Source organism: Rhizobium sp. RU36D (assembly GCF_900176345.1).
In the GTDB taxonomy this organism is placed as follows: Bacteria; Pseudomonadota; Alphaproteobacteria; order Rhizobiales; family Rhizobiaceae; genus Allorhizobium.
Genome location: NZ_FWXU01000002.1, coordinates 228,501 through 254,503, shown reverse-complemented (window position 1 = coordinate 254,503; position 26,003 = coordinate 228,501). Strand labels below are relative to the sequence as shown.

25 protein-coding genes are annotated in these 26,003 nt (G+C 63.4%); 10 read left to right on the top strand and 15 right to left on the bottom strand.

Annotated features, from left to right (window positions below; genetic code table 11):
• Positions 1-7: 7 nt before the first annotated feature.
• The 8 genes from B9A97_RS04110 to B9A97_RS04075 all read right to left on the bottom strand — a co-directional run bounded on the left by B9A97_RS04110 (position 8) and on the right by B9A97_RS04075 (position 8,658).
• Entirely contained in the window at positions 8-1,762 is a 1,755-nt protein-coding gene (locus B9A97_RS04110) for an FAD-dependent oxidoreductase (RefSeq protein ID WP_084363721.1), read from the bottom strand.
• Positions 1,755-2,870: a branched-chain amino acid ABC transporter permease gene (locus B9A97_RS04105; RefSeq protein WP_084363720.1), complete on the bottom strand. Its 1,116-nt coding sequence runs from the start codon at positions 2,868-2,870 to the stop codon at positions 1,755-1,757. The genes B9A97_RS04110 and B9A97_RS04105 overlap by 8 nt, the downstream gene beginning before the upstream one ends.
• Positions 2,871-2,877: 7 nt before the next feature.
• Positions 2,878-3,741 carry a branched-chain amino acid ABC transporter permease gene (locus B9A97_RS04100; protein WP_084363719.1) on the bottom strand — a complete coding sequence of 288 codons (864 nt, stop codon included), beginning with the start codon at positions 3,739-3,741 and terminating at the stop codon, positions 2,878-2,880.
• Entirely contained in the window at positions 3,728-4,447 is a 720-nt protein-coding gene (locus B9A97_RS04095) for an ABC transporter ATP-binding protein (protein WP_084363718.1), read from the bottom strand. Before B9A97_RS04095 ends, B9A97_RS04100 begins: the two co-directional genes overlap by 14 nt.
• A gap of 3 nt (positions 4,448-4,450) precedes the next feature.
• Positions 4,451-5,170, bottom strand: a complete 720-nt coding sequence (locus B9A97_RS04090; RefSeq protein ID WP_084363717.1) for an ABC transporter ATP-binding protein — start codon at positions 5,168-5,170, stop codon at positions 4,451-4,453.
• 224 nt (positions 5,171-5,394) lie between these two features.
• Positions 5,395-6,675 (bottom strand): ABC transporter substrate-binding protein, encoded by a 1,281-nt coding sequence (locus tag B9A97_RS04085; RefSeq protein ID WP_084363838.1) that lies wholly within the window; start codon positions 6,673-6,675, stop codon positions 5,395-5,397.
• Positions 6,676-6,736: 61 nt separating this feature from the next.
• On the bottom strand, positions 6,737-7,792 hold the full coding sequence (locus tag B9A97_RS04080; RefSeq protein ID WP_084363716.1) for a maleylacetate reductase: 1,056 nt from the start codon (positions 7,790-7,792) through the stop codon (positions 6,737-6,739).
• Entirely contained in the window at positions 7,789-8,658 is an 870-nt protein-coding gene (locus B9A97_RS04075; RefSeq protein WP_084363715.1) for a dioxygenase family protein, read from the bottom strand. The genes B9A97_RS04080 and B9A97_RS04075 overlap by 4 nt, the downstream gene beginning before the upstream one ends.
• Positions 8,659-8,757: 99 nt before the next feature.
• Here B9A97_RS04075 and B9A97_RS04070 point away from each other — a divergent pair, with 99 nt between their 5' ends.
• A complete protein-coding gene (locus B9A97_RS04070; RefSeq protein WP_084363714.1) occupies positions 8,758-9,708 on the top strand; it encodes a LysR family transcriptional regulator in 951 nt (316 codons plus the stop codon).
• A 28-nt stretch (positions 9,709-9,736) separates the two neighbouring features.
• On the opposite strand, the gene ugpC is transcribed toward B9A97_RS04070, so the two are convergent.
• The 6 genes from ugpC to B9A97_RS04040 form a co-directional block, all read right to left on the bottom strand.
• Entirely contained in the window at positions 9,737-10,804 is a 1,068-nt protein-coding gene (gene ugpC, locus B9A97_RS04065) for an ABC transporter ATP-binding protein (RefSeq protein WP_143530319.1), read from the bottom strand.
• Complete coding sequence (locus B9A97_RS04060) at positions 10,801-11,628, bottom strand: carbohydrate ABC transporter permease (RefSeq protein ID WP_084363713.1); 828 nt, start codon at positions 11,626-11,628, stop codon at positions 10,801-10,803. Before B9A97_RS04060 ends, ugpC begins: the two co-directional genes overlap by 4 nt.
• On the bottom strand, positions 11,625-12,527 hold the full coding sequence (locus B9A97_RS04055; protein ID WP_084363712.1) for a carbohydrate ABC transporter permease: 903 nt from the start codon (positions 12,525-12,527) through the stop codon (positions 11,625-11,627). The genes B9A97_RS04060 and B9A97_RS04055 overlap by 4 nt, the downstream gene beginning before the upstream one ends.
• Before the next feature lie 136 nt (positions 12,528-12,663).
• The gene (locus tag B9A97_RS04050; RefSeq protein ID WP_084363711.1) at positions 12,664-13,899 is read right to left on the bottom strand and encodes an ABC transporter substrate-binding protein; all 1,236 of its coding nucleotides are present in this window, start codon (positions 13,897-13,899) and stop codon (positions 12,664-12,666) included.
• A gap of 84 nt (positions 13,900-13,983) precedes the next feature.
• Positions 13,984-14,886 carry a sugar phosphate isomerase/epimerase family protein gene (locus tag B9A97_RS04045; RefSeq protein WP_084363710.1) on the bottom strand — a complete coding sequence of 301 codons (903 nt, stop codon included), beginning with the start codon at positions 14,884-14,886 and terminating at the stop codon, positions 13,984-13,986.
• Between the two features lie 4 nt (positions 14,887-14,890).
• Positions 14,891-15,934: a Gfo/Idh/MocA family protein gene (locus B9A97_RS04040; protein WP_084363709.1), complete on the bottom strand. Its 1,044-nt coding sequence runs from the start codon at positions 15,932-15,934 to the stop codon at positions 14,891-14,893.
• 142 nt (positions 15,935-16,076) lie between these two features.
• Here B9A97_RS04040 and B9A97_RS04035 point away from each other — a divergent pair, with 142 nt between their 5' ends.
• The 5 genes from B9A97_RS04035 to B9A97_RS04015 all read left to right on the top strand — a co-directional run bounded on the left by B9A97_RS04035 (position 16,077) and on the right by B9A97_RS04015 (position 20,529).
• Positions 16,077-17,111 (top strand): LacI family DNA-binding transcriptional regulator, encoded by a 1,035-nt coding sequence (locus B9A97_RS04035; RefSeq protein WP_084363708.1) that lies wholly within the window; start codon positions 16,077-16,079, stop codon positions 17,109-17,111.
• A 131-nt stretch (positions 17,112-17,242) separates the two neighbouring features.
• Positions 17,243-17,509 carry a type II toxin-antitoxin system ParD family antitoxin gene (locus tag B9A97_RS04030; protein ID WP_084363707.1) on the top strand — a complete coding sequence of 89 codons (267 nt, stop codon included), beginning with the start codon at positions 17,243-17,245 and terminating at the stop codon, positions 17,507-17,509.
• The gene (locus tag B9A97_RS04025) at positions 17,506-17,802 is read left to right on the top strand and encodes a type II toxin-antitoxin system RelE/ParE family toxin (RefSeq protein ID WP_084363706.1); all 297 of its coding nucleotides are present in this window, start codon (positions 17,506-17,508) and stop codon (positions 17,800-17,802) included. The genes B9A97_RS04030 and B9A97_RS04025 overlap by 4 nt, the downstream gene beginning before the upstream one ends.
• A 142-nt stretch (positions 17,803-17,944) precedes the next feature.
• Positions 17,945-18,619 carry a response regulator gene (locus tag B9A97_RS04020; RefSeq protein ID WP_084363705.1) on the top strand — a complete coding sequence of 225 codons (675 nt, stop codon included), beginning with the start codon at positions 17,945-17,947 and terminating at the stop codon, positions 18,617-18,619.
• A gap of 32 nt (positions 18,620-18,651) precedes the next feature.
• Positions 18,652-20,529 carry a sensor histidine kinase gene (locus B9A97_RS04015; protein ID WP_143530318.1) on the top strand — a complete coding sequence of 626 codons (1,878 nt, stop codon included), beginning with the start codon at positions 18,652-18,654 and terminating at the stop codon, positions 20,527-20,529.
• A gap of 141 nt (positions 20,530-20,670) precedes the next feature.
• On the opposite strand, the gene B9A97_RS04010 is transcribed toward B9A97_RS04015, so the two are convergent.
• The gene (locus B9A97_RS04010; RefSeq protein WP_210189679.1) at positions 20,671-21,060 is read right to left on the bottom strand and encodes a hypothetical protein; all 390 of its coding nucleotides are present in this window, start codon (positions 21,058-21,060) and stop codon (positions 20,671-20,673) included.
• Positions 21,061-21,319: 259 nt separating this feature from the next.
• Here B9A97_RS04010 and B9A97_RS04005 point away from each other — a divergent pair, with 259 nt between their 5' ends.
• The 4 genes from B9A97_RS04005 to B9A97_RS03990 all read left to right on the top strand — a co-directional run bounded on the left by B9A97_RS04005 (position 21,320) and on the right by B9A97_RS03990 (position 26,001).
• On the top strand, positions 21,320-23,218 hold the full coding sequence (locus tag B9A97_RS04005) for a mechanosensitive ion channel family protein (RefSeq protein WP_084363702.1): 1,899 nt from the start codon (positions 21,320-21,322) through the stop codon (positions 23,216-23,218).
• Positions 23,219-23,313: 95 nt separating this feature from the next.
• Positions 23,314-24,486, top strand: a complete 1,173-nt coding sequence (locus tag B9A97_RS04000; protein ID WP_179145214.1) for an alpha/beta hydrolase — start codon at positions 23,314-23,316, stop codon at positions 24,484-24,486.
• Positions 24,487-24,543: 57 nt separating this feature from the next.
• A complete protein-coding gene (locus B9A97_RS03995) occupies positions 24,544-24,828 on the top strand; it encodes an EF-hand domain-containing protein (protein WP_084363700.1) in 285 nt (94 codons plus the stop codon).
• 54 nt (positions 24,829-24,882) lie between these two features.
• Entirely contained in the window at positions 24,883-26,001 is a 1,119-nt protein-coding gene (locus tag B9A97_RS03990; protein WP_084363699.1) for an efflux RND transporter periplasmic adaptor subunit, read from the top strand.
• Positions 26,002-26,003 lie beyond the last annotated feature (2 nt).

Genomic DNA, 26,003 nt, shown 5'->3' with positions numbered 1-26,003 from the left:
TTGTTCCTCACCGGTCCAGAATGGTTTTCAGGACGCGCCGCAGCTCGCCTTCGGGGTCCTTGACGGCGGCTTCCGCGCGCCAGGCGACGTGATGGTCCGGACGGACGAGCAGTGCACCGGAATCGCGGATCTCGCGGGCGCGGGCCCAATCGCCGGAGAAGTCTTGCCAGGTCTGGCGGGGGCCGATCTTATGAACCGCGATCGGCAGACCGAATTCCTTCGACAGGGACTTTGCGGCTGCCACCCAGCCATCGCCGCCGATGCCGGTGAGAACAGTGAAGACGCCGTGGCCGGTCAAATCGAGGCTCGAGACTTTTTCGCCTTCCGGCCCATAGAGCCAGACATGCGGCAGGCGGGCGCCGGGCCAGCTCGTCGGCTGGTGATGCAGTTCGGCGTCTTTCTCGAAGGCCGGTTCCGGCTGGCCATCGGTCACGACAGCGCCGGACTTGTAGCGCTGGTTCATCTCAACGCCATGGGCGTCGAATTCGTAGACCTTGGCGGCAATTGCTTGGCGGATCGCCTCGCGCTGTTTTTCCGCATCGGATGTGTCGTTGCAGCGCGCATCCATGTTTTCCTGCATCTTCACTGGGTCGACGGAATCGAGCAGGCCGAGCGCCTTAAAGATCGGGCCGAATTCCTCGATCGACTTGTTGGCGCGGGTGACGATCTGCTTGGCGACCGGCGCGCGTTCGGCCTGATAGCTATCGAGCAGGCCCATGCCGGCCTGTCCACGGATGACGGCTGCAAGCTTCCAGGCGAGGTTGAAGGCATCCTGGATCGAGGTGTTGGATCCCAACCCGTTCGACGGCGGATGGCGGTGGGTGGCGTCGCCCATGCAGAAGACGCGGTCATTCGACATCGTGGTCGCGTACATGTTGTTGACGGTCCAGGTGGAGACCGACTTTATCTTCGGCTGCAGGTCCTGGACGCCCACGAGATCGCGCACGACCTTGGTCGCGAAGGCATCGTCGACGGCGGGTGCCGGCTGGTTGATGTCATAGCCCCAGACGATCAGCCACTCGTTCCACGGGCGGACCATGCGGACGAGGCCCATGCCGATGCCGCCGACATCGGCCCCCGGCTGCAACACCCAGTAGAGCACCGAGGGGCGGTGGGCGACATAGCGCGACAGGTCGCATTCGAAGAGGATGTTCATCGAGCCCGCGACGCCCATCTTGCCCTCGAAGGAGAGGCCCGCATGTTCTGCGACCTTGGAATTGCCGCCATCGGCGCCGACCAGGAATTTCGAGCGGATTGTGATGTCCTTGCCCGTCAACCGGTCACGGCAGGTTGTGGTGACGCCCTCGGCATCCTGCACATGGCTCACATATTCCGTCGACATGCGCGCCTGCGCCCCGCGCGAACAGGCGGTTTTGAAAAGGAGCGGCTCCATATAGGTCTGCGGCAGGTCATTCATCCGGCCGGGCGAGGACAGGAGATGTTCGGCGCGCGACAGCGGATGGTTGCCCCAGCTCTGCATGCGGCCGATTTCTTCGCCGGCGACTGCCGTGCAGAAGACGTTCTGGCCCATCAGGTCCTGTTCGGTCGCGAACATATAGGCCTCGTCCTCCACATCGCGGCCGAGGTCGCGCAGAACTTCCATCGTGCGCTGGTTGGTGATGTGGGCGCGCGGTGTGTTGGCGAGCCAGCGGTAGCGGTTGATGACCATGGGCTCGAGCCCGTAGCTTGCGAGCAATGCCGCGGTTGCCGAGCCGGCCGGCCCGGTGCCGATGATTAGAACGTCGGTGGTGATGTCAGCCATGTGGCCCTCCCTTTGTCGTTTGTTCAAGCGATCCGCCCCTCAAGGTGCGGCGGACCGGAAAGAGTTCGATGCCGGTGCGGTCGGTGATCAGGCCCCAGATCCCGCGTGGTGCAAACAGCATTGTGATGATGGCAAGGGCGCCGAGCAGCAGCAGGTACCAGGACCCGTAGCTCGACAGCGCATTCTGCATCAGGAAGAAGATGATGACGCCGAGGATCGGCCCCTCGATGGTGCCGATGCCGCCGATGATGACGATGAACAGCACATAGGCCGTCCAGTCGGTGAGCGAGAAGGCGGCATCGGGGGAGATGCGGGCCTTCTGTAGATAAATCAATGCTCCGACGACGCCGGTGATGAAGGCTGTCGAAAGGTAGATCACGAGCTTCAGCCGGCGGGCATCGACGCCGAGCGTCCGGGCAGCCACCTCATTGTCGCGCACGGCAGCGAGGCCCAGGCCCTGTTTGGAGCGCAACAGCCGGTAGACGAACCATATGGTCAGGACGAGCACGACCAGTGCCAGCCAGAAGGCGACAGCGTCGGCCGCGGCGGCAGCCCGCATGCCGAACCGGTCTTCGAGCAGGGCCACGCCGAACATCTCGCGCGTTGCCTCACGTGGCAGCGAGGTGCCGGTGCCGCCGCCGAGGGCCTTCCACTGAGCAAATAGCAAGCGTCCGACCTCGGCGATGACCCAGGTGCCTATGGCGAAATAGGGGCCGTAGAGGCGGAAGGCGAAGAAGGCTGTCGGGATGGAAACGAGGACCGCGAAGAGGCCGGCGAGCGGGATGGCGAGAATGGGATCGACACCGAGTAGGATGACGAAGCCGAACAGCGCATAGGCGCCGCAGCCGACGAAAAGCTGCTGGCCGACAGAGATCAGCCCTGCATAACCCGCCAGCAGGTTCCAGCTTTGGGCGAGTGCCAGCATGGTGAGGATGAAGAACAGATCCTGCACGACGCCGCGCGAGACGACGAAGGGGGCTGCTGCAAGGAGCAACACGAAGAGCACGGCTGCGATGGAAAACAGCGAGGACAGGCGCGTGCGCGTTTCGACCCGCCAGGAAGAGGTGGGGCGCATGACATCAGACAGGGCTTCTGGATTGGCGGACATCGTCACCTCAATCGACAGCGCGTGGGAAGAGACCCCGCGGACGGAACAGCAGGACCAGCAGAAAGGCGATATGGCCCGAGAGGATCTGCCATTCCGGGTTGATGGCGGCTCCGAGCGTCTGGGCGACACCCAAGATGATGCCGCCGGCAAGCGTGCCCCAGAGCGAGCCGAGGCCGCCGATAATCACCGCTTCGAAGGCATAGATCAGCCGCGCCGGCCCTGATGTCGGGTCGAAATTGGCGCGGGTGCCGAGATAGAGGGCGGCGATGGTGACGATCACCATGGCAAGGCCGGTGGCGATGGCGAAGATCTGGTTTGGTCGGATGCCCATCAGCCCTGCCGTTACCACGTCGTCTGAGGTTGCGCGGAAGGCGCGGCCAAGCGCCGTCCGGTAGATCAACTGGTTCAGGCCGACGATCACCAGGATCGCCGAGCCAAAAGTGAGCAGCGGCATGACGCCCGCATTGATACCGCCGAGCGAGAGCGACGCCTGTTCCAGCGCGCCTGCAGGGATACGCTGGCTGTCGGCGGTGAAGGCTTCGAGCAGCCCGTTCTGGATGACGATCGACAGCCCGAAAGTGACAAGCAGCGGCGGCAGGATATCCTTACCCAGAGTCCGGTTCAGCAGGTGATATTGGAGCAGGTAACCCACCCCGAACATCAGCGGGCCGGCGATCAGGGCCGCCAGGAATGGATTGAGCCCGAGCGTCGAGACGAGCAGCAGGATCAGGAAACCGGCAAAGACGATCAGGTCGCCATGGGCGAGATTGACGAGCCGCATGATGCCGAAGACGAGCGACAGGCCCGCCGCGAAGAGGGCATAGAGCCCGCCGAGCAACACGCCCTGGAGAATGGTATCAAGCCAGTTCATGGGTTTCCGCTCCGAAATAGGCCGCGTGGATATCGGCGCGGTCGAGCTCTGCCGGGCGCCCTTCGAGTGTGACCCGGCCTTCCATCATGCAATAGACTCGGTCCGCGACCTTCAGCGCTTGGGCGATGTCCTGCTCGACGATGACGATGGCCGCGCCTGTTTCGCGGATGCGCGGGAAGGCGGCGTAGATGTCCTTGATGACCACAGGGGCGAGGCCGAGGCTCAGTTCGTCGCAGAGCAACACTTCCGGGTTGGACATCAGCGCCCGGCCGATCGCGACCATCTGCTGCTGGCCGCCTGAAAGCGCCGTCGAGGGATTGCGGCGCCGCTCCTTCAGGATCGGGAACAGTTCGTAGATCGTTTCCAGCGACCAGGGTCCATCAACCTTTCGGCCATGGCGACCGACAAGCAGGTTCTCCTCGACCGTGAGCGAGGGGAACAGCCGGCGGCCTTCCGGCACCAGCGCAATGCCGCGGGCCATGACATCGGGGGCAGCCAGCGCGCCGATCGCTTCACCCTTGTGGCGGATCGCATCGGCTTGGTTGCGCAACACGCCTGCTATCGAGCGCATCAGCGTCGATTTGCCCGCGCCGTTTGCACCAATGACGGCGATGGTCTCGCCGGGATTAAGCACGAGATCGACGCCGAACAGGGCCTGGAAATCGCCATAGAAGGCGGTGAGGTTCTTCGTTTCGATGAGGCTCATGGCTCAGACCTCCATGCCCAGATAGATTTCGCGCACTTCGCGCGAATTCATGATGGTCTGCGGATCACCATGGCCGATGACCCGCCCAAAATTCAGGACGAGAATCTTTTCGGCGACCGCGTTCAAGGCATGCAGCACATGCTCGATCCAGATGATCGCCATGCCGCGCTGATGCACGCGCTTGATCGTGGCGACCAGTTGCCGGCATTCGCCCTCCGTGAGCCCCCCGGCGATCTCGTCCAAAAGCAGAAGCTTCGGCTTCGTGGCCAATGCGCGGGCGAGTTCCAGCCGCTTGCGCTCCAGCAGGGTGAGGCTGCCGGCAGGGCGGTTGGCCTTGGCGATCAGGCCGGTCTCGACCAGGATTTCGGCGCAGAACTCGGATACCTCGGCCTCGCTGCTTTCGCTGCCGAAGGCGCCGGCGACGAGCAGGTTTTCATAGACCGTCAGCCGCTCGAAGGGCTGGGGGATCTGGAAGGTGCGGCCCATGCCGGCAAAACAGCGCTGCATCGGCGGCACGTTGGTGACGTCGCGGCCATCGAAATGGATTGTCCCCCGGGCGACGGGGAGGTTGCCGGTGATCAGGTTGAACAGTGTCGACTTGCCGGCGCCGTTCGGGCCGATGACGCCCAGCGCCTCGCCGGGTTCGACGGAAAAGCCGATATTTTCGGCGACCACAAGGGCCCCGAAGGATTTCGACACTCCATTCAATTCCAGGATCGGCATTGTTCAGTCCCTTCACACTCTGATGAGCTGATGCGGGGTACCCCCCTCTGCCTTGCCAGGCATCTCCCCCTCAAGGGGGGAGATCACTTGGAGCCGGCGCCTCGTCCCCACTCACGGAAGATGGCGGGCGAGGACTTGCCGCCTGCGGATCTCCCCCTTGAGGGGGAGATGGTCGGCAGACCAGAGGGGGGTATCCACGACAGACCAAAATCAGTCTGCTGCAATCACCCAAACGCTTCCATCTTGCCGCCGAGCGGGATGTTCGTCGCCTGACCGTTCTCGACCACGACGAGGTCGTAACCGCCACCGGATTTCAGGCGCCACTGGCCGCCGACGAGCGGGGTCTTGGCGACGTTCTTCTGGGCGAAGGGTGGCAGGTTGGCGTTGTTCCAGGCGATCGGGCCGACCAGCGTGTCCAGCTTGGTTTCGCCGATGGCCTTGGCCACCGCATCGCCATCCGTCACGTCTTCCGCCCGCTTCATGACATCGACTGCAAGTTCGAACAGCGCATGGGCAAAGCCGATCGGCTGGGTCCAGGGGCGACCGGTCGCTGTGGTGAAGGCGGCGGCCACATCGGCGGCGGTTTCACCGGTCAGCGAGGACTTGAAGGGGTGGGAAGGCGTCCACCAGACTTCGGTCGAGAGGTTGTGGCCGGCATCACCAAGGGCTTCCACCGTCTGCGGGAAAAGCAGCGCCTTGCCGATCGAGGCGATCTTGGGTTTGAGGCCCTGCTGCTTGGCCTGGTTCCAGAAGGTGGTGAGGTCGGGCGGGATCATCACGCCGGTCAGGATCTCTGTTTCGGCCTGCTTGAAGGCGTTGATCTGGGCCGAGAAATCGTCCGTCAGGTTCTGGTAGCGGCCGGTATCGGTCAGGCCATAGCCGAGCTTTTCGAGGACCGGCGGGAAGCCGACGACCTTGTCGCCCCAGGCATTGCCGTCGCCATCATTCGGGAACAGGCCGCCGACCTTCTTGTTGGTCTCGATCTGGCCCCACATGCCGGTGAAGACGGCAATGATGTCCTCAAGACCCCAGAAGAAGTGATAGGCATAGTTGAACGGCTTCCAGCTTGCGGGGTCACCCGGATTGCCCTGCTGGCCGATGAACCAGGGCTGCCAGGGCGCAACGGTGGACAGGCAGGGGATCTGCTCGGCTTCGCAGGTGGTGGAGACCGGATTGGTGGTTTCCGGCGTCGAGGAGACGAGCATCAGGTTGATCTCGTCATCGACGATCAGTTCCTTGGCGACTTCGGCCGCCCGGTTCGGATTGGACTGGCTGTCCTTGACCACGACCTCGTAGTTCAGCCCCATCTTCTTGGTCGTGGCCAGGAAGCTGTCGATCACGAACTTGTCGGCCTCACCGAAGGCGGCGAGCGGCCCGGTCTGCGGGCTGACATAGCCGAGCTTCACGGTGGCCTGCTGCGCGATAGCCGGGGCCGCAAGGCCCGAGGTTGCCAGCACGGCGCCGCCGGCTGCTGTCGTCTGCAGAAATTTGCGTCTGGTAAACATGTTTCCTCCCATCATCGTCTCTCCTCCCAAAGAGCGCGCCTCGCGCGCGATGTCATTTCGATCAGTCGGGCCTGACGCCCTCCCAGGCCTGTTGCAGAAGCGTGCGGATCGACTTGCGGTCGATCGGGCGCGGGTTCCAATAGGGGTTTTCGGTGGCGATCTCGGCGGCACGGTCGAGATCGGCTTCGGTCAGACCGAAATCTTTCAGCGATAGCGGCGCGCCGATCGACTTGGCGAAATCCCAGAGACCGCCGCCGATCGAGCCGCCGAAGAGGTCGGCTGCCGCTGAAAGTTCGGTCCGCGCGGCCTCGGCGTTGAAGGCGGACGTGTGCGGCAGCATGACCGCGTGGGTTTCGGCATGGGGCGTGTCGAAGGAGCCGCCCAGCGTGTGGCAGATCTTGTGGTGCAGCGCCATGCCGACGGTACCAAGCACGGTGCCGCAGAGCCAGGCGCCATAGAGCGCTTCCGCACGAGCCTCCGCCTGTCGCGGGTTGTTGATGAGCACCGGCAGGCTGTCCCGGAAGGCACGCAAACCATCGAGCGCCATCAGCGTCGAGACCGGGTTTCGATCTTGCGCATAAAGTCCTTCCACCGCATGGGCCATGGCATTCAGGCCACTTGTGACGCTCATGCCGACCGGAAGACCGAGGGTGAGATCCGGATCGTAGATGACCACTTCCGGCAGGATGCTGGCGTTGCGCACCGTGGTCTTGCGACCGCCTTCGGTCTGGCCGAGGATCGGCGTGACCTCGGAGCCGGCATAGGTCGTGGGGATCACCACCTGCGGCAGATCGGTGCGATAGGCAATCGCCTTGCCAAGGCCGGTGGTCGATCCGCCGCCGAGCGAAACGACACAGTCGGCTTCCGTGTCATTGACGACCTTCAGCGCCGCTTCTGTGACATCGACGGGCGTGTGCATGACGGCGCCGGCGAAGACGCCGACGGAGAGGGAGCCGAGACGCTGGGACAGGGCCTGTGCCTCCGCCTTCTGATGCGGCGTTGAGAGCACCAGTGCCCTGCGGCAGCCGAGCGCTTCGACGGCTGCGCCAACCTCGGCGCTACGGCCCGAGCCGAAGATGATCCGCGAGGGATTGCCGGTATAGATGAAGCGCTTCATTTGTTTCTCCCCGGCCGTGCACGGACCATGACAAACCGGACCGCGACCCGAGCGCCGCCCGCAACGTCTGCATCCGGCTCGAAAGGTCGCACCAGTTCCGGCCGGACACCGAACAGGGCGTCCTCGCCAAGCCTCGGATCGCCGGCGTCGTAGATATGCGTGGTGATCGTCTCGAAACCCGGCGCACGCACGACAAAATGCAGGTGGGCCGGGCGATGCAGGGGATAACCCGCCTCCGACAACAGCCGTCCGACAGGTCCGTCATGGGGCACGCTGTACCCGGCCGGACGGACGGAGCGGTAGTGAAATGACCCATTCTGATCGGCGCGGAACAGGCCCCGCAGATTGAATTCCGGCTGCAGGTCTGGCTGCTGGTTCTCATAGTAACCCTGGGCATTGGCCTGCCAGGTGATGATCTCAGCACCGGCCACGGGCTGTCCATCCAAATCCTCGACGCGGCCTTCGACTATGAGCGGCTCGCCCATGCCATCCAGCGAAATCGACGCGCCGAGCGGGCGTTCCGGCGTGTCGGCCCGGAAGAAGGGTCCGCGGATCGTGTTGGGCGTCGCACCGGCCGGGCGGCGGGAATTGATCTCCTCGACAAGAGCGGACGCCCCTGTCAGGTCCGACAACAACACCCATTCCTGTCGGCGCTCGTCGGAGGCGTGGCCGACTTCGGTCAGGAATTCGATGACCTTTCGCCACTGCTCCTGGTTCGGACGAAATTCCTTGATGAGATCGTGCAGATGGCAAACGACGGCAGAAATCAGCCGTGCGGTGGCGGGGTCGTGCTGCGAAAAGCGCGCAGCGAACGCCTCGGCGGACGTGGCCTCGCTGAAAACAGGCGCATCGGCTCCCCGCAACATGCATCTCCTCCCAAATCCGCATCCCAGGACATGAAGAAAGCTAGCAGGTGTTGAGGTGACGATTGATGATTTCTTTTCGGATCAGTATAACGGATCGTTATGAAGCTCGACGAACGACACTTGATCCAACTGGCAGCCGTGGTGAAGACCGGCGGCGTGACCGAGGGTGCCGCCCTGCTGGGGCTTGCGCAGCCGGCGGTGTCGCGCACGCTCTCCATGCTGGAGAAGCGGGTCGGCGAGCCACTGTTCTTGCGCGGGCGCCGTCCGCTGCAGCCGACACCGCTTGGCGCGGCCCTTGCCGAACATGGGCTGGCCATGCTGGCGGCCTCGCGCAAGGCCTCCGATCTCGTGGAAAGCTTCCGCATCGGCAAGAGCGGCGTCGTGCGTGTCGGCGGTTCGCCGCTGTTCATGGATGGGCTGATTGCCGGCATCTGCGCCGATTTCCAGGCCTCGCATCCCGATGTCCGGATCGACCAGTCCTATGGCTATTTCGGCGACCTGCGCGCCGCCCTGAAGGCAGACCAGATCGATCTGGCGATCTGCCCGATCGATATCCTGGACGAGGGGTCGGGCCTGGCCTTCCAGCAGATCCTGCCGGGCCGCAGCGTGATTGCCTGCCGAGTGACGCACCCGCTCTTGCTCAAGCGGCGGCCGCAGCCCGCCCATCTGCTGGAATTTCCCTGGGTGGCGCCACCGCCCGGCAGCCCGCTGCTGGCGGATCTCCGGGCCTTGCTGCTTTCCTTCGGCGCCACGGAAATCCGCATCCGCTATTCCGGCGGATCGCTCGCAAGCGTGGTGAATTATCTCAAGGCCGCAGACGCACTGACGGTGATGCCTCATAGCGTGGTCTTCGCGCAGCGCAAGGAAAAGACCATCACGGCGCTGCCGATCAACATTCCGCATCCGGAGCGGGCGCTCGCCATCCTCCGCCGCATCGACGCACCGCGCTCGCCGGCGGTCGACCAGTTCTCGTCCTTCGTGCAATCCAGCTTCGACAGCCTGAAGCACCTGATCAAGCGGCATGAGGAGGCGGTGGTCTGGGGCAATTGATGCCCATGCCCGGCCACGGCGGTGATCGTCAGATCCGCATTCCCGTCTCGGCGGAGAACAGGTTGAGGTGGTTTTCGGAAAATGCCACCGACAGCACGTCGCCGCGCTTGGCTATGGTCCGGCCGGACTGAAGGATCATGATCTCCGGGCTGCCGTCGCTGGCAACATAGCTGTTGGTTCCGGTCATCTCCACCACCCCGACCCGAAGCTGCAACTGGCCCTCTCCTGATGGCACGATCTCGAGATGTTCGGGGCGCAGGCCGGCGATGAGCTTTTCTCCCGGCGGCCGCGCGATCGACAGGGCGATGCGCTGCGGCGTTTCCAGCGCGAGCGTCAGGCTTCTGCCATCGGCATCGACCTCGGCGGGTATGAAGTTCATCGCGGGCGAACCGATGAAACCCGCCACGAATTTGTTGACCGGACGGTCATAGAGGTCGAGCGGTGCGCCTTGCTGTTCGATGACGCCCTGGCGCATGACCACGACGTGGTCAGCCATGGTCATCGCCTCGATCTGGTCATGGGTGACGTAGACCGAGGTGGCGCCCAGCTTGTCGTGCAGGGCACGGATTTCCTTGCGCATATGAACACGCAGGGAAGCGTCGAGATTGGACAGCGGCTCATCGAACAGGAAGGCCTTGGGATGACGAATGATCGCCCGGCTCATCGCCACGCGCTGCCGCTGGCCGCCCGACAGTTCGCGGGGGTAACGATGGAGAAGCTCGCTCAGGCCCGTCGTGGCGGCCACCTCGGCAGCGGCCTTCCTGGCCTCCGCCTTATTCACGCCCCGGACCCTGAGCGAATAGGTGAGGTTCTCCTCCACCGTCATATGCGGATAAAGCGCGTAGGACTGGAAGACCATGGCGAGGTCCCGCTTGCGCGGCGGCACGTCGTTCATCCGCTCCCCGGCGATAAGCAACTCGCCGGTCGAAATGCGCTCAAGCCCTGCCAGCGAGCGCAACAACGTGGACTTGCCGCAGCCCGATGGGCCGACCAGCGCCACGAAGGCGCCGCGCCTGATCTGCAGGTCGATGTTGCGCAGCGCGTGATAGGCACCGTAGAACTTGTTGACGCCGTTGAGTTCGATCTGATGGATCACTTCAGGGCTCCAGATGTAAGGCCGGAGACGATCCGGCGCTGCAAGAGAACGAAGACCGCGAGGATCGGGGTCACATAGATCGTCGCGAAGGTCATGATGTTGTTCCATTCATTGGTGTTGGGTCCCATGAAGGAATTGAGCCCGACGCTGGCCGGCTGGTACTCGACCGCCTGGATGATTGACTTGGAATAGACGAACTCGCCAAAGGCCTGCATGAAGATCAGGATGGCCGAAACGAGGATGCCATTGCGGGCCAGCGGCAGGACGATATGGAAGAATGCTCCGACGCGCGAATTGCCATCCACCAGGGCGGCCTCTTCCAGCTCCATCGGCACGCTCATGAAGGTGGCCCGGACCAGCACGACGAAAAAGGGCATGCTCTTGGCGGCAATCGCAATGATGACCGCAAGCCGCGGATAGTCCAGCATGCCGATCTGCGAATAGCCGACGAAGATCGGCGTGATCATCAGGGACGCCGGCAGCACCTGCAGCATCAGGATCAGGAACAGGCCGACATCGACCCAGCCATTGCGATAGCGCGCCAGCACATAGGCGCAACCGGTGCCGAGCACGGCGATCAGGCTGACGGCACCTGTGGCAATGACAAGGGAATTCCAGAGATAGCGCGCCAGGTTGCGGCTTTCCCACACATAAGGATAGGAACTCCATTGCGGATCATCAGGCCAGAAGCTCGGCGGCGTGGCAAACATCGCCGAACCGCTTTTCACGGTCGTGATATACATCCAGTAGAGCGGAAACAGATAGACGGCGGCAAGGATCAGAGCGACCGCCAGCATGATCCGGTTGCGATTTTGCTCGCTCATCCCCTGACCTCCTGGCGCGTGGAGCGGACATAGAGCACCGAGGCAAACATCACGAAGACGATCATGATGACCGAGATCGTGGCGCCGCGGGCAAAGTCATATTGCTTGAATGACAGGTCCCAGGCCCAATACTGCGCCACGTTGGAGGAGTTGTTCGGGCCGCCCGAGGTGATCGCGGCGAAGAGGTCGAATTGCTGCAGGGTAAAGATCAGGCCGAGCGAAACGACGGCGCCGATGGTCGAGCGCATCATCGGCAGGGTTATGGTGTAGAACCGCTGCCAGGCATTGGCGCCGTCCAGTTCGGCTGCCTCGTAGAGGTCCTTCGGAATGGACGAAAGCCCGACCGACAGCAGGATCATGTTGAAGGAGGTGCCGAGCCAGATATTGGCGATGATCACGGCCCAGAGGGAATAATTCGGGTCCGATCGCCAGAATATGTTGCCGGATATCAGCCCGCTCTCGCGCAGCAGGAAGTTCAACACGCCGAAATCGCCCGAGAGGATCCAGTTCCAGATGGCGCCAACCACCAGGCCGGGCATGACCCAGGAGACCAGGAACAGGCCGCGCAGCCAGGTGGCGCCGGGAAAGCCGACCCAGAAGAACAGCGCCAGGCCGAAACCAATCACAAACTGGCCCGATATGGAGGCGACGACGAAGATGGCCGTATTGGCCAGGATCGGCCAGGTCTCGCGCTGCGAAAACAGGTCGACATAGTTGCGCCAGCCGACAAAGGGCCGGATCAGGCTGCCGAGCGAAAACATGTCCACTTCCTGGAAGCTCATCAGTACATTGTAGATCAGCGGCAGGCCGGCCATGAGGAACAGGAAGCTGAGCGGCACTGCGACAAGCCCGATGTCGAAGCCCCGCCCGTCGGTGAGGCTGGATAGAAGTCTCTGCATCACGATCTCCCGGCGGCAGGCTCGACCCCGCTCGGACCACCCCGCCGGTTCCGATGAACGGGCCGGCGAGATGGTCCTGCGGGAGGTTTCTTGGGGGCAGGCAGCTCATGCCGCCATGCCATCAGCCAGACACTGGTCAGCCGAGGATCGCGCTGATCTTCTCGGCAGCCTGGTCCAGTGCGTCCTTGGGCGACATCTGTCCGGTCAGGGATGCCTGGATCGCATCCTGGATTGCCTTGGAGATCTTCGGCCATTGCGGATGCGGGCCGCGCGCCTTGGCATATTTCAGCTGTTCCTGGAACACCTTCAGCGCGGCATCCTTCTTCTCGTTGCCGGTGGCCGGCAGCGTGATGTCGGAACGAGCCGGGAGCTGGCCGTATTTCGCAAACATCTTGTCATCCTGGGATGCGAAATATTCCAGCGCCTTGAACGCTTCCTCGGGATGCTTGGAGGAGGAGAAGATCGCCCAGTTGAAATCGCCCATGGCCGAGGACCGCTCGGCCCCGGCATCCGGCACGGGTAGAAGCGCTACGCGCCAGTCGAACTTGGCCTCTTCCGACATGCGGTTGAGTTCCCACGGGCCTGATATCGCCATGGCGGCATTGCCGGAATTGAACGTGCCGGTCGAATCCCACTGGCCGCGCGTCAAGCTGTCGGGAGACGCCAGCTTCTCGTCCATGACCGTCTTCCAGGTCTCCAGTGCCTTCACGGCCCCTTCGGAATTGATCTTCTCGTAGCTGCCGCCACCCATCTGGGCCCAGGGCAGGAACTGGAAGGTACCTTCCTCATTGGCCTTGGCGGAGAAGGCCAGGCCATAGACGTTCTTGGCGGGATCGTTCAGCTTGCGGGCGGCGTCGACCAATTCGGCCCATGTCTGCGGCGGCTTGTCCGGATCGAGGCCCTTGGCCTTGAACATGTCGGCATTATAGTAGAGCGCGATGGTGTTGGTGGCCTTCGGCACGCCGAACAGCTTGCCGTCCCAGGTGACGGAATTCAGCGGTCCGGGGAAATAGTTCTCCTTCTTGATCACACTGGACTTGGCAATCAGGTCCGTCAGGTCGAGGAAGGCGCCGCGCGAGGCAAACAGGGCATGCTCGGGATTGTCGATGGCGATGATGTCGGGCGCCTGGCCGGTCGAGAAGGCGCGCATGGCCTCGCTGACCACGTCGTCAAACTGAATCAGGCGGTATTCCACCTTGATGCCCGGCTCCTTCTCGTCGAATTCGCGGGCCAGATTCCAGGCCGGCTGCTCCGGCTTGTCGAGGCTCCAAACGGTGATGGTCACCTCGTCGGCCGCCATGACTTCAGGCGCCAGGGCGGATATCGTGGCAAGCGCGACGGCGCCCGCCAGCAGGGATTTGCGAATAGACATGCTCTCCTCCTTTTGTTTCAACGGGACCCCTCAGGCTTCCTCCAAGCCGTCGGGCAGGTTCACGACAGTCTCATTGCGGGGCTTTCATTGCGGATCTGGAACGAAGTCGCCGCCCCGGCAATTCTTCAAGTAATTCAGGGCATGGACCTGGCCGGTCATCTCAAGCGCATCGCGATAGACGGGATCATGCCAGCCCTCGATGTCGATCGATCCTGACCAGCCGGCCAGCCGCAGCTCGGAGATCACATCGGTCCAGTTGGTGTCGCCGAAGCCCGGCGTGCGCATGAAGACGAACTTCTCCTTGCCGAAGATCCCGTGCTCGCGGATGACATCCCAGCGGATGGTCGCGTCCTTGCCATGCACGTGGAAGATCTTGCGTGCCCATTTGCGGATCTGCGGCAAGGGGTCTATCAGATAGACCATCTGATGGCACGGCTCCCATTCCAGCCCGATATGCTCGTCCGGCGTCTCGTTGAAGATCAGCTCCCAGGCGTCGGGATTGTGGGCGATATTCCAGTCCCCGGTTTGCCAGTTGCCGTCCATGGCGCAGTTTTCGAAGGCGATCCTGACGCCCTTGTCGGCAGCCCGCCTGGAAAGCTCGCTCCAGACCTCGCGGTAGCGCGGCAGGCTGTCGGTCAGCGGCTTGCCGCGGACACGGCCGGTGAAACCCGCGACGCAGGAAGCGCCAAAATGGTGGGCGTTGTCGATGCACTGCTGCCAGCCTTCAAGCGTGGCCAGATCGAGCTCCTGCCCCTCGAGCGGATTGCCGAACATGCCGAGCGTCGAGATGGTGATGTCGCGGTCGCCGATCGCCTCGCGGCAGCGCTTACCGAGATCGGCAAGGTCCTGGCCGTTGGTGGTCTGCCAGAAGAAGGGCTCGAAACTCTCGAACCCCATATCGGCAAGCTGGGCGATGCGCTGGGCGGCCTGGCCGCCGCTGGCGCTGATCATGGTACCGATGCGAATGGACTTTGCGGGGTTGCTCACGGGATTACGATCCTTCCTGGGAAAGCCGGACGGGCAGGCCGGTGCGCGCGCTTTCGATGGCGCCGAACACCATGGCCAGGCTCTTGATGTTGTCGGAACTGGCGGTTTCGGGCTGGCGTCCCGATGCTATGGCCGCAAGAAAATCGGCAATGACGCTGCGGTGGCCCTGGGTCTGGCCGTCATCATCAGGCATGGGGACCTCGACGGACCGATAGCCGCGCAACAGTCCGGCCTCATCGCCTGCGACCGTCGCCTCGAAGCCATCATTGCCGTCCCATGTCAGCATGCCCTTGGTGCCGACGAGGCGCCAGGCGCTTTCCCAGCTGGTCGGGCGACCCTCGGCGCACCAGGATCCGCGGTAGCTATAGACGGCGCCGCCGGACAGTTGGAAAATCGCAGTGGCCGATGCGCCATGGGCATACCACGAGCCGGCGGGATTGGTTTCGACGCAATAGACGGACAAGGGGGTCCGGCCCGAGACGAAGCGGGCGGCATCCAGCGTGTGGATCGCCATGTCGAGCAGCAGGACATTGTCCATCGCCTCCCGGAAGCCGCCGAAATGCGGCCCGAGGAAGAAATCGCTGTGCAGCGCGGTGAGGTCGCCGATCAGCTTCTCTTTGACAGCGCGACGAAGCCGGCGCACGCCGGAAATGAAGCGCCGGTTCTGGACGACGGCATGGATGCGGTTCACGTCGGCGGCAAGCGCGACCATGGCGCGCGCGTCGTCCATGGATGCGGCCAGCGGCTTCTCGGACAAGACATGGCAACCGTGACGCAAGCCCGTCTCGACAACATTGCTGCGCGCCCCGGGGATCACGATGTCGAACAGGATGTCCGCTGACGTCTGCTGCAGGACCTCTGCCAGATCCGTCCCCACCACGGCGTGTTCAAGTCCGAACTCCGCAGCCAGAGCGGTGGCTGCGTCCGGATTGACGTCGACCAGGCCGACGATACTGATGGCTCCGGCAAGGTGCGGGTCAGACTGCAGCGCCCGCAGCCAGCCTTTGGACATGGCTCCGCATCCGCATATCACGGCTTTCAATGACAATGTCTCCTCCCATCGGCAAGGCTGGAAACTCCCCTTTCCACACCGTTACCGTAAACGTTTACGATACTAGGAACAGGTGCTGTCTTGTGTCAATAGATTTTCGTAAACGTTATCGGACGCGAGCCGCCGCAGAGGAATTCGCATGAAGGGCATACGCAAGCTGGCAGACCATCTCGGCCTGTCGATCGGGACGGTCTCCCGGGCGCTCAATGGCAAACACGATGTCAACGAGGAGACGCGCCAACGCGTGTTGAAGGCGGCGGAGGCTTATGGCTATGTCGCCAACCAGGCGGGACGGTCGCTGCGCAAGGGCGCGACCGGCATCATCGGTTTCATGATGGAGACGGGCCATGACGTGACGGGGCAGGGCGGCACCTTCTTCATGCGCGTCTTCGACGGGGTGCAGACGGTGCTTGCCCGCCACAAGCTCGATCTCGTGGTGCTGCTCTGCTCCTCCGAGGAAGATCCCGACGACTATCTGCGCCGCAACGTGGCCCGCGGATTTGCCGATGGCATCATCCTGTCGGCCACCCGCCGGCGCGATCACCGCTTCGAGATCCTGCATCGGGCCGACATCCCCTTCATCACCCTGGGTCGAAGCCTGACGGATGTCGGCCAGCCCTCGTTCGACCTGGATTTCGAGGGCATTGCCCATGCCTCGATCGACCGTCTCGTCGCCCGCGGCCACAGGAACATCGCCATCAGCCGCCCGCCCGGCGAGATCAATCTCGGCTATGTCTTCGAAGACAGTTGCCGCGAAGCGCTGGCGCGGCACGGATTGACGCTTGAACCGCGCAATGTCTTCCGCACCCTGCCCAACGAGAGCGGTGGCTATCAGCTAGCGCGGGAACTGTTGTCGCGCGCGGACCGGCCGACAGCCTGCGTGCTGGTCAACGAGGCGACGGTGGTGGGCTTCTATCACGGGCTGGAAGAGGCTGGCATGAAGCCCGGCAAAGACATTGCCGTGATCGGCCAGTTCAGCCCCCAGGCCCAGTTCCTGTCACCGCAACTTACCTGCTTTCGCCATTCCCTGCGCGACCTTGGCGTCGCGCTGGCGGAAACCCTGCTCTCCACCATGCCCGCCTTTGCCGACCATTATCCGGACACGACCCGGCGGCAGCTCTGGCCCATGACCTTCGTTGACGGGGAGAGCGATGGGGTGATGATCGAACGATAGGGTCGGTTGGGCCAAGGGGCCAGGTGAAGGGCACGACCCCCGCGGCTCGTCGCTCGTCGCCTTCGCTTGCGGTTGATAATAGTTGATAAGAATGGCATCATGCTCATCGTGACGATCGATGGAGAACCGCGATGATCAGCGCCGATCTGGGAAAACAGCTTGAGAGCTATATCCAGCAGCTCGTGGAGACCGGCCGCTATGGCTCGAAGAGCGAAGTGCTGAGGGAAGGCGTGCGCTTGATCCAGGATCGCGAAGCCAAGCTTGCAGCCCTCGACGCCTCGATCAAGCGGGGCGTTGCTGATGCGGATGCTGGACGGACACGACCGGCAAGCGACGTGTTTGACCGGCTTGAGGCAAAGTATCGCGGGATGAGCGAGCGGGACGAGACTTCGGCATGATGCTGGAGTTTACCCGCGAGGCGGAAGGCGATCTTGAACGGATCGCCGACTACATCGCTGCGGACAATCCGCTGAGAGCGCTCACAGTCATCCGCGAATTGCGGGTGAAATGCGAGGGGCTCACTGATAACCCCAAGCGGTTTGCGCTGGTGCCGCGCTACGAGCAGCACGGCGTGCGTCGCCGCGTCCATGGCAATTACGTGATCTTCTATCGGGTCGAGGAAGACAGGGTGGTGATCCTGCATGTGCTGCATGGCGCCACAGACTATGGCAGCCTCCTGTTTGACGAGTGAATTTTAAGGGGCAGGGCCATGGCGTGACAGCCCTCGCGCATGATTTGCAGCCCGTCGCACCCCCATGATCATGGCTGTTGCGACATTAGGAATTGCGCAATAATCCCGTTGGCCATGCCGAGGCCTGAAAGCGAGTGCTGACTTGGAAGCCCAAACGGAGAAAGCCGGACCGATATCCGTCGTCATCGTCGAGGATGATGCGCCCACGCGACAGCGTATCGCCGATGGACTGTCCGACCCCACGGCATTTTCCGTTTTCCAGGCCGGCACCCTTGCGGAAGCGCGCCAACTCCTGGCCCGCGGCTATCCCGATGTGCTGTTGACCGACCTGCAACTGCCTGACGGCCACGGCATGGACCTGATCCGCGAGGTCCGGCAGCGCGGGCAATCCACCGAGATCATGGTCATCTCGATCCTGGGTGACGAGGAAAGCGTGATCTCCGCCATCCTGCTCGGGGCCAATGGCTATCTGCTGAAGGATGCCCTGCTGGCCGATATTGCCGATACGGTGCGCGACCTGATGCGCGGCCATTCACCCATCTCGGCCTCGATTGCCCGCTTCATCGTCAAGCGCACTCAGGGGGTCAAGGATCCCGCCACCCGCACGGACCTCAACACCGCCAAGCTGACCGCCCGCGAAATCGATATCCTCTGGGGCATCGCCAAGGGTTTCAGCTATGGGGATATAGCTGATTATCTGGGTATTTCCCGCCAGACGGTGCCGGGCTATATCAAGAACATCTATCGCAAGCTTGAGGTGAACACGCGCGGGGAGGCGGTGTTTGAAGCGTTGCAGCAGGGCTTGATCAAGCTCTAAGACGAAAGGTGCCGCTCAACATGGAATGGGGGATGGCTCGGCTGCGGGGCAGGCTCGGCTGGTTCCTGCTATACATGGCCCTGCAACCTTTGATCATCGTGTTCTGCATCTTCGCGCGGCAGATCGGGGCGCCGTTGCCGCCTGATGTCTACGCGCTGAAGGGCGTCGAGATTAAGGACCAGGCGGGAAACTTCCAACCCATCACCTTGCCGGATTTCCGACCCTTCTCGCCCGAACCCATCGCTTCGGTGGTCTATCGCGTCTCCCTTGAGCGGCCAAGCTCGCAAAACAATGTGCCCTGGGGCATTTTCGTGCCGCGTTTCACCACAGCCGTCTTGCTGGAGGTCAATGGGACGCTGATCCACGATACACGTCGCAATGTGATGAGCCGCAGGCCGGATCGAAACAGCTCCGCGATGGCGACGATCCCGGAGAAGCTGTTTCATGAGGGGCCGAATGAACTCACAATTCGCCTTTTCACCTGGGGTCCGGTGAGCGGCTATATCGACAAAATCTATGCCGGACCCGACGAGGTCTTGAGGCCTGCCCACGATCAACGAACCATCCTGTTTGAAACGCTGCCTCTCGTTCTGGTCGCAGGACAGGCCACGCTTGGGGCGATCCTCGGGCTGATATGGCTTAGCCGCCGGCATGATCAAAGCTATGGGCTGCTTTCACTCGCCATGCTGATCGGCTTTGCTCAATATTTCGTTTCCATGCCGGCTCCGCCCCAGACGCTGGGGCTGGTTGGGGCGGCCGTGGTGACCCAGGCCCCGCTGGTGCTGCATTTCATTTTTCGCTTTATCGGCAGGAAGCCATCCCCATGGCTTCTCCTGACCTTCGTGCCCGGCGTCATCATTGCACTGGCCGGTCTCGTGGGACAGCAGGAGGTGCTGCGGGCGATCTACCTGCCCCTGGGGCCGCCGACCATTGGTCTATGCGCAGCCGTGGCATGCCTGATCCTTGGCAAGGCGGCGCTGGAGGGCAACCGGAAAGCGCTGGTGCTCGGCCCTGTCTTCTCCGTGATGCTGGGCTGTGCGCTGAACGACATTCTGACAAGCCTGCGGGTTATTCCCGGCGAGCGCCTGTTCATCGGCTGGTTCGGCTATTCCTTCGTCGTGCTTGTCATCGGGGTCTGGCTGACATGGCGTTTCGTGCAGGCGCTGAATGACGCCGACAGTTTCGCAGACCGACTGGTCAAGCAGGTTTCGGAAGCGGAATCGAAGCTGAGGAAGAGCTTTGCCCGTGAGGAAGAGCGCGCCAAGGCCGCCGCCCTGGCATCGGAGCGCACCCGCCTGATGCGCGACCTGCATGACGGGCTCGGCGGCCAGCTTGTCAGCATCGTCGCGCTGGCCGAACAACCGGGGGACACGACCAACACCATCGGCGATGCGGCGCGCGCTGCCTTGCGCGACCTTCGCCTCGTCATCGACGCGATGGAAGAGATCGACGGCGATCTGATGCTGGCGCTCGGCTCCTGGCGCGAACGCATATCGGGCCAGTTGCGCGCCCATGACATGACGCTGGCCTGGAGCGTGAAGGCGCCGGGCGGGCTGCCGGTATATCCCGGCTTGCGTCCACGCCATGTCATCCAGGTCGTCAGGCTTCTGGACGAGGCGGTGACCAATGCCATCAAGCATTCCGGAGCATCGACCGTCGCGATCACAATCGAGACTGTGATGGGCGAGGATAAAAATCCCAGGGGAAAGGTGTCGGTTCGCGACAATGGCCGTGGCTTTTCGGTCGGCGAGACAATCCCGACAGGATCACGACCGGGCAGGGGCTTGCTGAACATGAAGAAGCGTGCCGCCCTTTGCGATGTCACCCTGTCCATAGACAGCGATGCCAATGGCACGACCGTGTCGCTGCTGCTGCCGCGCGACTTTCCCGAATCGGCCCAGGCGGTCTGAAACCCGTGGAGAGTTGGGTATCAGCAACCGCCCGGACCGACCGGCGGGGACAGGCAGATCGGTGGGGCCGGAAGGTCAATCCCGGCTGACAGGATCTCGTCTGCGGCTCCGCGCGGGAGCCACATCGATGGCTAGAAGAGTTCAGCGAACACCGACGCGGTTGACCGGGCCGCCACGATTGGCCGGTGCGGCACCCACGCCCGGGGCACCAACACCCGGTGCGCGCGTCACACCGACACCGGGCGCACCGACGCCCACGCCCGGCCTGCCAACGCAACCGACAGGCACGCCCGGGGCAGTGCAGTACACGGCCTTGCGAGCGGCGGGACGAGCGACGCAACCGACCGGAACACCGGGTGCCGTGCAATAGACGACAACCACAGTCGGCGGCCGCACGATGCAGCCCTTCGGCACGCCGACTGCCTTGCAGTAGACGACAGCCTCGGCGGGTGCGGCGGTCAGGATGGGCGCTGCCAGCGCGGCGAGATAGCTGAGGGCCAATACGGCCTTGAGACCAATTCGGCGGCGGATCATGGCGATTTCTCCAGATTTTCGTGAGGCGCCGACCAAGCATCGGCTTGAACACAGCATGACCGATTCCGGGTGCGCCACCACGCCATGAACATGGGGTGGCGAGGCCCGGCCCGCACCCGTAATGGCTGCTGTCAGAGCATGATGCCGAAAAGTGCATGGCGGTTCTCGGTCGCCATCCGGCTCTAGTTGAAGCTCGCGGGCCGCTTCTCCCGCCGAGCCCGGTTTTCTCCAGCTGAATGGAGAAGGGACAGACACGATGGACGGTCAAGCGGCTGCGACAAACCCCTCTCCGACGCCTGCCGAACCGGTGGTCAATGTCGGCGACTGGATCGTCAGTGCCGAGCAGGTGGTCGATCGCCTCGAGACGGAGCTGCTGGATACGGTTGCGGCGCTGCCGCAGCTTGATCAGGAGCTGCTGCGGGCGGGCACCGCCTCAATGGCGTCTGCACCGCAGGTTCTTGGCTTGAGCTTGGGGGTTGGTGGATTGGTGATCCTGGTCTTCCTGCTCCTGAGCTATGGGCTCAAGCGGCGGCGGGAGGCCGCGGCAAGCGAACGGGTGCCGTTCCTCGCCGTCTTGAAGCTGACCGGCTGGAGCCTGGTGCCACTGCTGGCGGCGATCGCGGTGGGGCGGGCGATATCCGTCCGGTTTCTCAGCATGGATCCCCTGGGCGACGGATTTGCCCGGGAATTTCTCCTGGCCGTGATCTACTGGCTCTCGGCCATCACCTTTCTCGGCATCGTGCTGCGACCACGCATCCCGCAATTGCGGCTCTTGCCGCTGGATGAAATCGGCGCAGAGAAGGGGCTGCGGCGCGGCGCGGTGATCCTGGCCGCGGGGCATCTGATGGCCTGCCTTCTGGCAGCGGCCGAGCGTGTCGGCATGTCGCCGGATGCCGTGAAGCTGCTGGCCATGCTCGGCGCCCTGGCGATGATGGTGGCGGTGCTTCGCCTGCTGCACATGCTGCGCCGCCTCGGCTTGACGCCGCTTCTCCACACGGTTGCGGTCTGGATGGTCGTGATGGTCTCAGCGCTATGGATCTGGGGCTGGCTGATGCAGCAGTTCGACCTCTACCAGGGCATCAAAGGCACCACGATCGCCCTGATGCTGGCGCTCGCCTTCGACCGGTCGATCGCGCTCTCGATCCAGCTGTCGCGCAAGCCCAGCATGATGCGGCGGCTGTTCGTGGTGCGGGTGGTGATCGATGCCTTGGCGGCAGCCGTCATCCTGCGGCTGATCGTCGAATACTGGCTGGTCGGCACGCTCGCGGTCATTCCGCAACAGGACTGGCCGCAATATTCGCGGCAGATCAATTTCGCGCTGCTGGTGCTGCTATTCGCATCCGTGCTTGCTGCCGTGACCCATGCCTGGGTCGAATCCAGCATGATGCCGAAGGAGAGCCTGACCTCGCTCGAAGACGAGGAGCTGCGTCGCGCACGTGTGACGACAGTGCTGCCGATTATCCGCGTTGCCATGCTGGGCCTGATCGGTTCGGTGTTTTCGCTGGTCGCCTTGTCGGTTCTGGGCGTCGATACCACGCCGATCATGGCCGGAGCGGGTATTCTCGGCCTGGCGGTCAGCCTTGGATCCCAGGCACTGGTCAAGGACGTGATCTCGGGCATCTTCTGGATGCTGGACGATGCCTTCCGGCTGGGCGAGGAGATCGAGATCGACGGCACCCATGGCCGGGTGGAGCAGATCCAGATCCGCAGTCTCAGGCTGCGCAGCACCGATGATCGGCTACATACGATCCCCTACGGCCAGATCGAGACGGTGGCGAGCCGCAGCCGTGGCCTGGTGCTCGCCCGTGTCAGCCTCAGCCTGCAAGAGCAGCCGGATGCCCTGCGACAGGCGCGCTTGTTGCGGCTGGCGGCATCGACGCTGCGCAGCGAAACCAGTCTCCAGGCGGCCATCATCGGAAAGATCGCCATCACCCCGGTTTCGGCCGAAGCGCAGGCCGGGGAATTGGTGCTGAGCTTCAACCTGGCCCGCGCCTCCGCCGTGACCGCGGTCCCGCTGATCCGCGCCCTGCTTCTTGAGGTGCTCGAAGCCTCCGGCTTCGATCTCGCAGCCGATGGCGTTCGCGTGTCTCTCGCGGAGGTGCGCGCGACGGCAAACCCTGTGAGCGGCACGGTCGCGGAGGTTCAGACCCCATGAACATGGGATGGCTTCACCGCAACCCTTGGACGATGGTGCCGGCCAGACAAGCGGCGGCGGATGCCCGGCCGCGTGGGGTATGGTGGGTCACGAGCATGTTCAGCAAGACGGGCCTTGCGGTCCGAGACACGGCAGCGGCGGCAGGCAAAGGTGCGGGACGGTTGGCCAACGTGCTGGCGCTATGCCTGCTGGCATCGGTCCTCGCCGGCTGCCAGACCTCGACCACGGGTCTGCTCACGCCGGTCGCAGCCGACATCGCTCCGCAACAGACGCGGACCATTCTTGCCGTGACCACCCGCAAGCCCGACCCGCAAAAGGGCAAGGGCTTCCTCTTCGGCGGCGATCGCGACACCCAGGTGCATTTCGTCAACCTCGCCATGTCCATGCCCCCCGGGCGTATTCCCGGAACCCTGCCGGTCAACCGGTCGAAGCCCGATCCGGCCAAGGACATCACGCTGGTGAAGGCTGAGGAGATTACCTATCCGGAATTCAAGGCGCAGGTAGCCGCCGCACCGGTCGCGTTCGGCAAGCCGAAGCCGCGCGCGCTGGTCTTCACCCATGGCTACAACACCCAGTTCGACGAATCCGTCGTGCGCTTCGCCCAGATCGTCGATGACACGCGTTTCCAGGGCCTGCCGGTGCTTTTCAGCTGGCCGTCCAGAGGCGTCACCGCCGGCTACGGCTATGACAAGGATTCCGCCAATTACAGCCGTGACGCGATGCAGCAGCTGTTGAACGCGCTGGCGGCGGAGCCCAATATCGGCGGCATCGACATCTTTGCCCATTCCATGGGCGGCTGGCTTACCATGGAAACGCTGCGCCAGATCGCCATCTCGAAGGACGCTGCGATCCTCGACCGGATCGGCACGGTTGTGCTGGCCGCCCCCGATGTCGATTTCGACGTCTTCCGGACGCAGATCAGCCAGCTCGGCGCGCTGCGCGGACGGCTCAAGGTTTACGTCTCTTCCGATGACCGTGCGCTGCAGATCTCGCGCAAGCTGTTCGGCGGCAAGATCCGCACCGGCGAAACCACCGACATCGCGCAGTTCCGCGCGCTGGGCGTCGAGGCCCATGACATCTCGGGCGTGAAGGGCGGGATCGGCAAGAACCACAACAAGGCCTTTGGCGACGCAACGACGATCGCCAGCATTGGCCAATCGCTGTCCGCCGAGCGGACGGACACTTCTCTCGTGACTGGCCTGGAATCGCTGATGCTGGCGGTGCCCCGGCTGGACAATGGCTTGCTGACAGCTTCCGCCCGTCAGTAGCCACCCCGCTCCGGGGACAGACATGGCGGATATCTCGACATCAGAAGGAGATCTAAAATGGCAAACTTCAAGTCTATCGCCCCCGTCCTGGCCGTGCTGGCAGGACTTTCCGTCGCCTCGACGGCACAGGCGCAACAGCAGGCCTTCATGACCGCCGACAAGAACGCCGACACCATGCTCGATCAGGCTGAGTTCAAGGTGTTCATCGATGCGATCGCCGCTTCCGGCAAGCAGGTCGCCGTCAAGGTCAAGCAGGCCGGTCGCTACAGCATGGCTTTCGGCAAGATCGACAAGGACAAGAACGGCATGCTGACTCCGGCCGAGCTGCAGGCGCTGAAATAGGCGCGATTCAGCGAGACGGTCTGAGACGACATCCACAAGGGAAGGATCCGATCCATGAAACATCCACTGTTGCCCCTCGTGGCCGCAGCTCTGCTGGTCGGCTGGGGCGGTCACGCCTTTGCTGAGGCCCAGAAGCGGAAGGTCATGGTCGAGGCTCCTGTTCTTGCCGAGGTGACCCGGCATCTGGAAACCACGGGGAGCTTCCGCGCGGTCAACCAGATCGACCTGGTTGCCCGCGTGTCCGGCACGCTGGAAAAGGTCAACTTCAAGGACGGTGATACCGTGCGGGCCGGTGACGTCGTCTTCGTGATCGAGCCCGAGCCCTATCGCATCAGCCTGGCGGCGGCAGAAGCGGAGTTGCGCCAGCAGCAGGCCAATCTGCAGCAGGCGACCTCCAATGCGATCCGGCAGGAAGGCCTTTCGGCCCAGCGGGTCGTATCGCAGAGCGCAAACGAGTCAGCTGCGGCCCAAAAGCTGGCGGCGGAGGCCCAGGTTGCCGCGGCCGAAACCAAGGTCCGCAGTGCAGAGCTCAACCTCAGCTACACCGAAGTGAAGGCGCCGTTCGATGGCATCCTGGCTGCACGAACGGCCGATGTCGGCGCCTTCATCAATGCCGCCTCGGCACCAAAACTCGCCTCGCTGGTCGAGCCCGATCCGCTCCATGTGGTGTTTTCCGCTAGTGAGCGGCAGGTGATCGCCATCCGTCGCGCGATGGCCGAGCGCAATATCGACCTGAAAAGCCTGGGAGCGATCCGCGTCGAAGCCGGACTGCAAGGCGACGTAACCTATCCCTATGTCGGCCAGCTGGACTACATCGCCCCCGATATCGACAGCGCGACCGGAACGATCACCCTTCGCGGCATCGTCTCCAATCCGAACCGCCTGCTGTCGCCCGGCATGTTTGCCCGGGTCCGGGTGCCGATCGTCACACGCAAGGCGCTGACGGTGCCGGAGGCAGCGATCGGCAATTCCCAGTCGGGCCGCACCCTTCAGCTCGTGGATGCCGAGGGCAAGGTCGCGACCGTCAGGGTCGCGCTCGGTGAGAAGACCGACGATGGGCGCCGCGAGATCGTCGACGGCCTGAAAGAAGGCGACCGGGTGATCGTGAAGGGCGGCAGCGGCCTGCGCGCCGGCGAAGCCGTCGAGATCGTCGCCACGCTCGGTCAACCCTGAAC

Coding starts and splice junctions, on each gene's coding strand:
- B9A97_RS04090 (WP_084363717.1), bottom strand. CDS start 5,170: ATGCCGATCCTGGAATTGAATGGAGTGTCGAAATCCTTCGGGGCCCTT.
- B9A97_RS04080 (WP_084363716.1), bottom strand. CDS start 7,792: ATGAAGCGCTTCATCTATACCGGCAATCCCTCGCGGATCATCTTCGGC.
- B9A97_RS04030 (WP_084363707.1), top strand. CDS start 17,243: ATGATCAGCGCCGATCTGGGAAAACAGCTTGAGAGCTATATCCAGCAG.
- B9A97_RS04110 (WP_084363721.1), bottom strand. CDS start 1,762: ATGGCTGACATCACCACCGACGTTCTAATCATCGGCACCGGGCCGGCC.
- B9A97_RS04035 (WP_084363708.1), top strand. CDS start 16,077: ATGAAGGGCATACGCAAGCTGGCAGACCATCTCGGCCTGTCGATCGGG.
- B9A97_RS04050 (WP_084363711.1), bottom strand. CDS start 13,899: ATGTCTATTCGCAAATCCCTGCTGGCGGGCGCCGTCGCGCTTGCCACG.
- B9A97_RS04105 (WP_084363720.1), bottom strand. CDS start 2,870: ATGTCCGCCAATCCAGAAGCCCTGTCTGATGTCATGCGCCCCACCTCT.
- B9A97_RS03995 (WP_084363700.1), top strand. CDS start 24,544: ATGGCAAACTTCAAGTCTATCGCCCCCGTCCTGGCCGTGCTGGCAGGA.
- B9A97_RS04070 (WP_084363714.1), top strand. CDS start 8,758: ATGAAGCTCGACGAACGACACTTGATCCAACTGGCAGCCGTGGTGAAG.
- B9A97_RS03990 (WP_084363699.1), top strand. CDS start 24,883: ATGAAACATCCACTGTTGCCCCTCGTGGCCGCAGCTCTGCTGGTCGGC.
- B9A97_RS04000 (WP_179145214.1), top strand. CDS start 23,314: ATGTTCAGCAAGACGGGCCTTGCGGTCCGAGACACGGCAGCGGCGGCA.
- B9A97_RS04055 (WP_084363712.1), bottom strand. CDS start 12,527: ATGCAGAGACTTCTATCCAGCCTCACCGACGGGCGGGGCTTCGACATC.
- B9A97_RS04095 (WP_084363718.1), bottom strand. CDS start 4,447: ATGAGCCTCATCGAAACGAAGAACCTCACCGCCTTCTATGGCGATTTC.
- B9A97_RS04025 (WP_084363706.1), top strand. CDS start 17,506: ATGATGCTGGAGTTTACCCGCGAGGCGGAAGGCGATCTTGAACGGATC.
- B9A97_RS04005 (WP_084363702.1), top strand. CDS start 21,320: ATGGACGGTCAAGCGGCTGCGACAAACCCCTCTCCGACGCCTGCCGAA.
- B9A97_RS04100 (WP_084363719.1), bottom strand. CDS start 3,741: ATGAACTGGCTTGATACCATTCTCCAGGGCGTGTTGCTCGGCGGGCTC.
- B9A97_RS04015 (WP_143530318.1), top strand. CDS start 18,652: ATGGCTCGGCTGCGGGGCAGGCTCGGCTGGTTCCTGCTATACATGGCC.
- B9A97_RS04060 (WP_084363713.1), bottom strand. CDS start 11,628: ATGAGCGAGCAAAATCGCAACCGGATCATGCTGGCGGTCGCTCTGATC.
- B9A97_RS04075 (WP_084363715.1), bottom strand. CDS start 8,658: ATGTTGCGGGGAGCCGATGCGCCTGTTTTCAGCGAGGCCACGTCCGCC.
- B9A97_RS04085 (WP_084363838.1), bottom strand. CDS start 6,675: ATGTTTACCAGACGCAAATTTCTGCAGACGACAGCAGCCGGCGGCGCC.